This is a genomic window from Kitasatospora sp. NPDC058048 (genome assembly GCF_042885555.1).
Lineage (GTDB): Bacteria > Actinomycetota > Actinomycetes > Streptomycetales > Streptomycetaceae > Kitasatospora > Kitasatospora lactacystinica.
The window spans coordinates 176127-186188 of sequence record NZ_JBHVRT010000016.1; the positions used below are offsets into that span (position 1 = coordinate 176127).

The 10062-nt window shown below is 74.0% G+C and carries 8 protein-coding genes and 1 pseudogene; 2 read left to right on the forward strand and 7 right to left on the reverse strand.

Annotation, left to right across the window (positions count from 1 at the left end):
- Nucleotides 1-29 precede the first annotated feature (29 nt).
- From ACFVVA_RS19160 to ACFVVA_RS19185, 6 genes are read right to left on the reverse strand one after another with little or no spacing between them, the layout of a single operon-like run.
- Nucleotides 30-1019 carry an ABC transporter substrate-binding protein gene (locus ACFVVA_RS19160; RefSeq protein ID WP_387690921.1) on the reverse strand — a complete coding sequence of 330 codons (990 nt, stop codon included), beginning with the start codon at nt 1017-1019 and terminating at the stop codon, nt 30-32.
- A gap of 45 nt (nt 1020-1064) precedes the next feature.
- Nucleotides 1065-1817: an amino acid ABC transporter ATP-binding protein gene (locus ACFVVA_RS19165; RefSeq protein WP_387690944.1), complete on the reverse strand. Its 753-nt coding sequence runs from the start codon at nt 1815-1817 to the stop codon at nt 1065-1067.
- 53 nt (nt 1818-1870) lie between these two features.
- A complete protein-coding gene (locus ACFVVA_RS19170; protein ID WP_387690923.1) occupies nt 1871-2902 on the reverse strand; it encodes an amino acid ABC transporter permease in 1032 nt (343 codons plus the stop codon).
- A 25-nt stretch (nt 2903-2927) separates the two neighbouring features.
- Nucleotides 2928-3872 carry an ABC transporter substrate-binding protein gene (locus ACFVVA_RS19175; protein ID WP_387690925.1) on the reverse strand — a complete coding sequence of 315 codons (945 nt, stop codon included), beginning with the start codon at nt 3870-3872 and terminating at the stop codon, nt 2928-2930.
- Nucleotides 3873-3883: 11 nt separating this feature from the next.
- Complete coding sequence (locus ACFVVA_RS19180) at nt 3884-4393, reverse strand: GNAT family N-acetyltransferase (RefSeq protein ID WP_387690926.1); 510 nt, start codon at nt 4391-4393, stop codon at nt 3884-3886.
- Entirely contained in the window at nt 4390-5568 is a 1179-nt protein-coding gene (locus ACFVVA_RS19185) for an LLM class flavin-dependent oxidoreductase (protein ID WP_387690928.1), read from the reverse strand. Before ACFVVA_RS19185 ends, ACFVVA_RS19180 begins: the two co-directional genes overlap by 4 nt.
- Nucleotides 5569-6243: 675 nt before the next feature.
- Here ACFVVA_RS19185 and ACFVVA_RS19190 point away from each other — a divergent pair.
- Both ACFVVA_RS19190 and ACFVVA_RS19195 read left to right on the forward strand, forming a co-directional pair.
- Complete coding sequence (locus ACFVVA_RS19190; RefSeq protein WP_387690930.1) at nt 6244-7197, forward strand: amino acid ABC transporter permease; 954 nt, start codon at nt 6244-6246, stop codon at nt 7195-7197.
- On the forward strand, nt 7194-9119 hold the full coding sequence (locus tag ACFVVA_RS19195; protein ID WP_387690932.1) for an FAD/NAD(P)-binding protein: 1926 nt from the start codon (nt 7194-7196) through the stop codon (nt 9117-9119). Before ACFVVA_RS19190 ends, ACFVVA_RS19195 begins: the two co-directional genes overlap by 4 nt.
- An 18-nt stretch (nt 9120-9137) precedes the next feature.
- On the opposite strand, the pseudogene ACFVVA_RS19200 reads toward ACFVVA_RS19195, so the two are convergent.
- Nucleotides 9138-10062, reverse strand: a pseudogene (locus ACFVVA_RS19200) (hypothetical protein); the annotation flags it as partial.

Sequence of the window (10062 nt, forward strand, 5' to 3'; positions counted from 1 at the left end):
GAACGGGTGAACGTCCCCGGCCGGCCCTCCTACGGCTTGGGCCTGGGCAGCCCGGGCGGGTTGATCTCCGACTTCGGCACGGCCTCGTTGTCCAGGCCCCAGCGCTTGAGCACCTGCCCGTACGTGCCGTTGCGGATCAGTTCGTCGATCGCCCCGTTCAGCGCCTTGACCAGCCCGTTGTCCTTCCGGGTGGTCGCCGCGATCTTGCCGAGGACGTCCGCGCCGCCGCCCGAGTAGGTGCCGACGACCTCGGTCTCACCGGTCTGCACGGCGTGGAAGGCCAGGCTGGGGTTGGGGCCGGTGTAGACCTCGATCCGGCCGGAGGCGAGCGCCAGGTAGTACTCGGTGCCCTGGAAGTACTTGATGTCGATCGGCTTGAGCCCGTTCCTGACGTTCTCCTCGCTCCAGGAGACCAGCAGCTTCTCCTGGTTGGTGCCGGTGGCGACGCCGACCGCCCTGCCCGCGAGGTCCTTGGGGCCGGTGACCTTGAGGCCGCCGCCCTTCTTCGCCTCGAAGCCCAGGACGTCCAGCCGGTAGGTGGCGAAGTCGTACTTCTCCTTGCGCGCCTCGGTGACGGTGATGTTGGAGACGCCGACGTCGTACTTGCCGCTGTCCAGACCGACGAAGATGTTCTCCCAGGAGACCGGGTTGAACTCGACCTTGAGGCCCAGCACGTTGCCGATCAGGGAGGCGAGGTCCGGCTCGACGCCGATGATCGTCCTGTCGTCGTTGGCGTAGAAGTCCAGCGGCGGGGTGGTGCCGATCGAGTCGACGACGGTCAGCGTCCCCTTCTTCCTGATCTCCTCCGGGACCAGCGCGGCGATCGCGTCGACTTTGGGCGTGGTGACCCGGTTCTGGTCCGGCGAGAGGTTCACCACCGTGCCGTCCGGCGCGGTGCTGCCCCTGGCCGGGGCGAGTTCCGCCGACGCGCCCGTGGCGGAGCCGCCGCAGCCGGCCAGGGCGAGGGCGGCGGCGAGCGCGCCGGCGGCGGTCACGAGGGCGCGACGGGGTAGGGACATGGCGGAACTCCTGCTCGGTGAAGGGGGGTTGGGGGGTAGGGAGGGTCAGAGGACCTTGGCCAGGAAGGCCCGGGTGCGCTCGTGCCGGGGCCGGTCCAGGACCTCGGCGGGCGGGCCCTGCTCGACCACCACGCCGCCGTCCATGAAGACCACGGTGTCGGCGACCTCGCGGGCGAAGCCGATCTCGTGGGTGACCACGATCATCGTGGTGCCGCTGCGGGCGAGGTCCTTGATGACGTCCAGCACCTCGCCGACCAGCTCCGGGTCGAGTGCCGAGGTGGGCTCGTCGAACAGCAGCACCTTGGGCTCCAGCGCCAGCGCCCGGGCGATCGCCACCCGCTGCTGCTGCCCGCCGGACAGCTGCCGGGGGTAGGCGGCGGCCTTGTCGGCCAGCCCGACCCGCTCCAGCAGCGCCAGCGCCGCCGCCTGGGCCCCGGCCTTCGGGCGGCGCAGCGCGGCGACCGGCGCCTCGACCAGGTTCTCCAGCACGGTGAGGTGCGGGAACAGGTTGAAGTTCTGGAACACGAAGCCGATGCCGGTGCGCTGGCGCAGCACCTCGCGCTCCTTGAGCTCGTACAGCCGGTCGCCGGAGCGGCGGTAGCCGATCAGCTCGCCGTCGATGGCGACGTGGCCGCGGTCCAGCTTCTCCAGGTGGTTGATCGCCCGCAGCAGGGTGGACTTGCCGGAGCCGGACGGGCCGAGCACCACGGTCACCGAGCCGGCCGGGACGTCCAGGTCGACCCCGCGCAGCACCTCCAGCCGGCCGAAGCTCTTGTGCAGGCCGCGGACCCGCACCATCGGGGCGGCCGGGGCCGGGCCGGGAGGGTTCGGATCGGGCTTCGTCAGCGTGGTCACGACTGTCCTCCGGGGGTACGGGCGGCGGCGGGCCGGGTGCGGTCCGGCAGGTTCCGGGCGAAGGCCCGGACGCGCTGCCACGGGGTGGGCGGCGGGGTGCGCTCGGCGCCGCGGGCGAAGTGGCGCTCGACGTAGTACTGGCCGATCGAGAGGGCGGTGGTCAGCAGCACGTACCAGACGGTGGCGACCATCAGCAGCGGCACCACCCGGCCGGTTCGGCCGTAGACCACCTGGGCCTGGTAGAAGAGTTCGCCGATCGCCATCACGTAGACCACCGAGGTGCCCTTGAGCAGGGAGATCACCTCGTTGGCGGCGGCCGGGAGGATGCCGCGCATCGCCTGCGGCAGCACGATCCGCCGGCCCTGCCGCCAGCGCGGGATGCCGAGCGCGGCGGCGGCCTCCCGCTGGCCGGCGTCCACCGCGATGATGCCGCCGCGGATGATCTCGGCGGCGAACGCGGCCTGGTGCAGCCCCAGGCCGAGCACCGCCGCGCCGAGCGCGCCGAGCACCCCGACCGTCTCGACCTCGCCGAAGGTCGGGCCGAACGGGATGCCGATCCCGAACCGCTTGTACAGGTAGGAGAGGTTGAACCAGAACACCAGCTGGACGATCAGCGGGATCGAGCGGAACACCCACACGTAGGCCCAGGCGATGGAGCGCAGGATCGCGCTGCGGGACAGCCGCATCGCGGCCACCGCGGTGCCCAGCACGAAGCCCAGCACCGTGCCGTAGGCGGTGAGTTCGAGGGTCCGTCCGATCGCCCGGAGGATGGTGTCGGCGGTGAAGTAGAGCCGGAACGTGGCCCAGTCCCAGCCGGGGTTGGTGGCCAGGCCGTGGGCGAACTGGGCGAGCACGACCAGCGCGGCGATCCCGGCGGCCCAGCGCCAGGGGTGGCGGGCGGGCACGGTCCGCAGACCGGCCAGTGCGTCGAGGTCGAGGTCGGGGTCAGGGGCGGGGGCGGGGTCGGCCGGGGGCGGGGCCGGCCGGGTCCCGGTGGTGACGGTGGTGACGGTGGTGGTGACGGTCATCGGAGGTCTCCTCGGTGGCCGGCGCTCAGGCGTGCTCGGGCGGGCTGATCCGCGATTCCTCGATCGCCGACTCGGCGACCCCCCACTTGCGCAGGATCCGCTCGTACGTCCCGTCCTTGATCAGCTGGTTGACCGCCGCCTGGAGGGCCGGGGCGAGCTTCGAGCCCTTCTTCAGGGCGAAGCCGACGTCGAGCCGGTGGAACTCGTTGAGGAAGCGGGTCCCGGAGGCCTCCTGCGCGGCCTGGTGGCGCAGGCCGTTGATGGTGGACATCTCGATGTCCACCCGGCCCTGCTGGAGGCTGGTCAGCAGGGCGCCGCTCTCGCTGAACGCCTTGACCTCGTACGGCTTCTTCCCGGCGTCGGCGCAGACGTTCTTCCGGCTGTTGAGGGTGGTCTCGAAGGTGGTGCCGGCGCCGGTGCCGATGGTCAGTCCGCACAGCTGGACCAGGTCGGTGACCGGCTGGACCGCGGTGTTGTCCTTCTTCACCGCGAAGCCCTGGCCGTCGTCGATGTAGGTGACGAAGTCGATGGTCCTCAGCCGGGCCGCGGTGACCCCGAAGTTGCCGGTGCCGACGTCGTACTTCCCGCTGTCCAGGGCGGGCAGGATGGTCTCGAAGGCGGCCTGCTCGCGCTGCACGGTCAGGCCGAGCAGCCTGGCCACCGCGTCGGTGAAGTCCACGTCGATCCCGGCCGGCTTCCTGTCGGCCTGGTCGGTGTAGAACGCGCTGGGCGGCGCGCCGAAGGCCGAGCCGAACTTCAGCGTGCCGGCCCTGCGGACCTCCTCGGGCAGCAGCGCGGCGGCGGACTCCGAGGTCCTGAGGCCGGAGACGAGGTCCTCGGTGGCGGTGGCGGCCGGACCGCCCGCCGCCGCGCCCGCGATCTTCGGGTCCGAGCCGCAGGCGGCCAGGGCCAGGACCGGCAGCAGGACGGCGGTCGCGAGCAGGCGGCGGCGGACGGTGGTGGTTCTCACGAGGGGGCCTTTCAGGAGGTCGTGGTCAGAACGGGCAGGTGCTTCTCGAAGGGGAGCGGCCCGATGGTCAGGGGGTCGGCGGAGACGTCGAACAGCGGGGTGTAGCCGGCCGCCAGGTAGAGGTTCCTGGCCTCCGGCTGGCGCGGGCCGGTGGTGAGGTGGAAGCGGGTGTAGCCGGCCGCGGCCGCGGTCCGCTCCAGCTCGGCCAGCACCCGGCGGGCCAGGCCCCGGCGCCGGTGCGCGGAGTGCGTCCACATCCGCTTCACCTCGGCGGTGCGGTCGTCGTAGCGCTTGTACGCGCCGCCGGCCACCGGTTCGCCGTCCTCCAGCAGGAGCAGCAGCACGCCGTGCGGCTCGGCGAAGTCCCCGGCGGGGTAGCGGGTCATCTCCTGGTGCGCCTCGGGGCCGTACCGGGTGACGTACTCGTGGGTGAGCTCGCGCAGCAGCGGCTCGACCAGCGGATCGTCGATCGCGGCCCTGCGGAACTCCCACCCGTCGGCCGGGCCCGCGCCTGCGCTCACGCCTGCACCGCGATCAGCTGGTGGCGGTCGCGCTCGGCCCGCTCGGCCCTGGCGGCCCTGGCGGCGTCCCGCTTGGCGACCTCCTCGCGGACGATCGGGATGACGTACCGGCCGAAGTCGATCGCGTCGTCCAGCAGGTGGTAGCCGCGCGCGGAGAGGATGTCCACGCCGAGGTCGTAGTAGTCGAGCAGCGCCTGGGCGACCGTCTCCGGGGTGCCGACCAGCGCGTTGGAGTTGCCCGCCCCGCCGGTGGCCGCGGCGGTCGGGGTCCACAGGGCGCGGTCGTAGCGCTCGCCGGCCTCGGCGATCTCGATCAGCCGCTGGGAGCCGACGTTCTCGGGCGCCGCGGTCCCGCGCGTCCCGGCCCCGCGCGTCCCGGTCGCCGGGTTCGTCCCCGCCCGGTCGGTGCCCCGACGGTCCCGGATCGCGGCCACCGTCCGGTGCGCCTTCTCCCAGGCCAGCTCCTCGGTCGGCGCGATGATCGGCCGGAACGCCACCTGGATCCGCGGCACGTCGGTGCGCCCGGCGGCCCGGGCCGCCTCCTTCACCCGCTCGATCTGCTCGGCGGTGCGGGCCAGCGGCTCGCCCCAGAGGCAGTAGACGTCCGCCTCGGCGCCGCCGGCCGCGTAGGCCGCGTCGGAGGAGCCGCCGAAGGAGACCCCCGGGCGCGGCTGCTGCACGGGGAAGACGTCCGAGACGAAGTCGTCGAAGCGGTAGTGCGGGCCCTCGTGGTCGAAGGGCTCCCGGCTGGTCCAGGCCTTCTTGACGATGCCGATGTACTCCCGGGTGCGCTCGTAGCGCTGGTCCTTGGTCAGGAAGTCGCCCTCGCGCCGCTGCTCGTGGTCGTTGCCGCCGGTGATGAAGTGCACGGTCAGCCGGCCGTCGCTGATCCGGTCGAGGGTCGCGAAGGTCTTGGCGGCGAAGGTCGGGTAGGAGACGTTCGGCCGGTGGGCCAGCAGGATCTGGAGGCGCTCCAGGTGCGAGGCGAGGAAGGCCGCCGCGGCCGACGGCTCCGGGGCGCCGGCCCCGTAGGCGAAGAGCACCCGGTCCCAGCCGTGGTCCTCGTGCGCCCGGGCCAGCCGCAGGGTGTAGTCGCGGTCGAAGGCTGCGGTGGTGCGGGCGGTGGTCTCCGAACCGTCGCCGGTGGCGGCGATACCGAGGAATTCGACGGGCATGGCGGAACCTTTCGGGTGGGCGGGACTCCGGTGGACTGCGGGTGGGCAGGGGGTGCCACCCGGCCGGAGGCGGGGGGCGCCGGAGGCGGCCGCGGCGGGGCGGCCGTCGAACACGTGACGGTGGACGTGACGGTGAAAACGGCGACGGGAGGGGACTGCCGGAGTGCGGGAGAGCCGGAGTGCGGAAGGGCCGGAGCGCAGTGCGAAGTCGACGGCGGCAGCGAAGGCCTGACGCGTCGCCGGTAGCCGACGACGGATCCGGGCCGCGACGGGGCGAACCGAGGGAGGGCTCCCCGCCGGGAGATCAGGCCGGACGGACGGCCCGCTGCCGGGTCAGCCGCGACACGCCGCGGACCACACCCGACCGAAGTCGATGTGGTCGCGGCTGACCAGGGGCTGCTCGGCGTACATGGCCTCAAGTTGAGCAGTCGGCCGATCGGTACGTCAACCATCCATCATTGCCGCACTGTTGCGATCTCCTGTCGCTTTTCCGACGCGCCCCGGCCGGGCCCTCCGCCGTCCCGATCACCCTTGACAGCCGTCGATCGCGCATGCGTACGATCGGCGCGGAGTGCAGTGCAATGCGCCGGCCGTGTTGAGGGACGCGGGCCGCGCCCCCGTACGTGACCACCGCCGTACACCTCCCCGCCCGCACTCCGCCCAGGAGCCGCCGCCATGGCCACCCCGCAGGACGTCCTGCCCGCCCCCTCCGCACTCGACCGCCCCCCCGCGCCGCCCGCCGCCGAGGCCCGGATCGTCGCCCGCCGCAAGCCCGGCCAGTGGGCCGCCGCCGCCGTCGCCCTGCTGCTGGCCGCGATGGCGGTCAACTCGGTGATCCGCAACAAGGCCTTCCAGTGGAGCGTGGTCGCCGACTGGTTCACCGCCCGGTCCGTGCTCGACGGACTCGCCCTGACCCTCTGGCTGACGGCCGTCACCCTCGCCCTCGGCTTCCTGCTCGGCACCCTCCTCGCCACCATGCGGCTGTCCGCCAACCCGGTGCTGCGCACGCTGAGCTGGGTCTACATCTGGGTGTTCCGCTCCACCCCGCCGCTGGTGCAGCTGCTGTTCTTCTTCAACATCGGCGCGCTCTACCCCACCCTCGGCCTCGGCGTCCCGTTCGGCCCCGAGTTCGTCACGGTCAGGACCGTCAACCTGATGGGCCCCACCCTGACCGCCGTCATCGGCCTCACCCTGCTGGAGACCGCGTACGCCGCCGAGGTGATCCGCGGCGGCATCCTGTCCGTCGACCGCGGCCAGCTGGAGGCGGCGTCCGCGCTCGGGCTCGGCCGGTGGCGGGTGCTGCGCCGGATCGTGGTGCCGCAGGCGATGCGGGCGATCGTTCCGACCGCCGGGAACATGCTGATCGGCGCCCTCAAGGGCACCAGCATCGTCAGCGTGCTGGCCGTCTCCGACCTGCTCTACTCGGTGCAGCTGGTCTACCTCCAGTCGTACCGGGTCATCCCGATGCTGATGGTCGCCACCATCTGGTACCTGGTGGTCACCACCCTGCTGTCCGTCGGCCAGTACTACGTGGAACGGCACTTCGCCCGGGGCGCCACCCGCGACGGCCTGCCGCCCACCCCGCTGCAGCGGGCCCGCGCGGCCTTCGTGAAGGTGGTGCGGGCATGACGGCGCTGGTCATCGTCGGCGCCGGCCCGCGCGGCACCGGGCTGCTGGAGCGGATCGCCGCCAACGCGGCCGAACTCCTGCCCGAGGAGCGCCCGTTGGCGATCCACCTGGTCGACCCGTACCCGCCGGGCGCGGGCCGGATCTGGCGCCACGACCAGTCCCCGCTGCTGCGGATGAACTCCATGGCCGAGGACGTCACCATGTTCACCGACGAGCGCTCCACCCTCGAAGGGCCGGTCCGCCCCGGCCCCTCGCTCGCCGAATGGGCCGCGCGGCAGGAGGAGTTCGCGCCCTACCGGGAGGTCGCCGACCCGGCCGTCCGGGCCGAGCTGCGCACCCTCGCGCCCGCGGACTTCCCCACCCGCCGGGCCCAGAGCGCCTACCTGGACTGGGTGTTCCGCCGCGCCGTCGCCGAACTGCCGGCGCACATCGCGGTCACCGTCCACCGCGACACCGTCCGGCGGATCGAGGGCCCGGCCGACGGCCCGCAGAGCGTCCACCTCACCGACCGGACGCTCACCGCCGACCACGTCGTGCTCACCCTCGGCCACCTCGACTCGGCCCCGCACCCGCGCTTCGCCGCCGACGCCGCCTTCGCCGCCCGGCACGGCCGCTTCCACCTCCCGCCCGCCCACTCCGCCGACGTGACCGCCGAACTGGCCGCGCTCGCCCCCGGCGAGCAGGTGGTGCTGCGCGGCCTCGGGCTCGCCTCGGTGGACCTGGTCACGCTGCTCACCGAGGGCCGCGGCGGCCGCTTCGAGCCGGTCGGGGACGGGCCCGCGCTGCGCTACCTGCCCTCCGGCCGCGAGCCGGTGCTCCACCTCGGCTCCCGGCGCGGCGTCCCGTACCACTCCAAGACCGGCTACCGGCTCCAGGGGCCGCCCGCCCCGCTCCCCCGGTACTTCGACGAGGCCGCCGTGAACACCGTGCTCGCCACCGGTGGGCAGCTCGAACTGCGGCGCGACTTCTGGCCGTTGATGGCCAAGGAGATCGCCTTCGGGCACTACCACGAGCTGTTCCACGCCCACCCCGGGCGCACTGCCCTGCCCTGGCCGGAGTTCCTCGGCCGCTACGACCGGCACCACTGGTACGGCCCCGAACTCGCCGCCCTGATCGCCGAGGCCGTCCCCGACCCGGCCGACCGGATCGACTTCGAACGGCTCGACCACCCCCTGGCCGGGCTCGAACTCGGCACCGACGAGGAGCTCCAGGCACACCTGCGCGGGTACGTCACCGCCGACGCCGACCGCCGCGCCGACCCGGCGCACAGCGCCGACCTCGGCGCCTTCCTCGGCCTGCTCTCGCTGTTCGGCCAGCTCCCCCGGGTGATGGCGAGCGGCCGGCTCACCGCCCGGTCGATCGCCGAGGAGGTGGACGGGTGGTTCTTCGGCTACTTCAGCTTCCTCGCCTCCGGCCCGCCCGGCTTCCGGCTGCGCCAGCTGCTCGCCCTCTCCGAGGCCGGGGTGGTGCGCTTCCTCGGCGCGGACGTGCGGGTCGAACGGGACGAGGCGAGCGGCACCTGGCGGGCCGGCGGCGCCACCGTGCCCGGCCACCGGGTCACCGCGACGGCGCTGGTCGAGGCGTACCTGCCCAAGCACGCGCTGGCCCGCACCCTGGACCCGGTGCTGCGCGACCTGCACCGCACCGGGCGGATCGTCGAGGAGGTGGTCACCGACCCCGACTACACCCACCGCTCCGGCCTGGTCACCATCACCCCCGCGAACAGCCGGCTGCTCGACCCGGCCCTCGGCGGCGCCCCGCACCCCCGCCGCACCGCCCTCGGCCCGCACACCAGCCTGCGCGCGGCCGCCGCCTTCGCCCGCCCGCGCACCAACGCCCCGGGCTTCCGGCAGAACGACTCCGCCGCCCGCGCCCTGCTCCACGCCCTGGCCGCCCTCCCGGCGCCGGCCCTGGCGGGCTGAGCGCCGTGGCGACGGCGCTCAGGCCCCGAAGATCTCCTCCACCAGGTCCTCGTCCGAGACGTGGTCCGGTGCGTCGAACACCACGTCCGCGACGCCCTTCAGGCCGATCCCCCGGTCCAGTGCGTCCATGCAGGCCCGGGCCTCCTCGTCGGTGGCGAAGTCCCACAGCCGCAGCCGCCGCACCAGCACCAGCGCCTCCACCGGGCTCATCCGCGGCGTGCGGCGGCGCTGCCCCGGCCCCTTGCGGCCGGCCTGGGCCAGCTGCTGCTGGTAGCCGGCCAGGTCCCGCCAGGCCTGCACGGTGCTCGGGTGGTGCTCGCCCAGCACCCGGGCGAGGTCCGGCAGCAGCCCGTGCAGCTGGAGCACCGCGCCCTGCGGGTCGCCCCGGTTGGCCCGGTGCAGCGCGAGGTCGTGCCGGGCCTTCAGGACCCGCGGGTCGTACGGGCCCCAGGCGGCGTGCAGGTCGGGCAGCAGCTCGTTCATCAGCCGGATCGCGGTGACCGGCGCACCGCTCTCGCCGACGCACCAGACCAGGTGGTAGCGGGCGCCGAGGGTGTCCGGGTCGACCGCGCCGAGCGCCGCGCGCATGTCGTCCACCAGGGCGGTCAGCAGCCGGACCGCGCCGTTCAGGTCCCCGGTCCGGCTGAGGTACCAGGCGAAGTCCCGCCAGGTGCACAGGGTGTCCCGGTCGCTCCGGCCGAGCACCGTCACGCACTCCTGGGCGAGCGTCTGCAGCAGCATCGCCGACTCGCCGGCCGTGGCCGCCCGGTACGCGGCGGACCGGCGCTCGCGCAGTGCGGCCCGGACGGACTCGGCCGGCGGCGTGGCCGTCACCGGCGGCGTGGTCAGCGGGGGCAGCACCGACGGGACGGCGGGCGGCGCGGCGGGCACGGGCGCGGGCGGCGCGGCAGGCGCGGGCGGCGCGGCGGGCACGGGCGCGGGC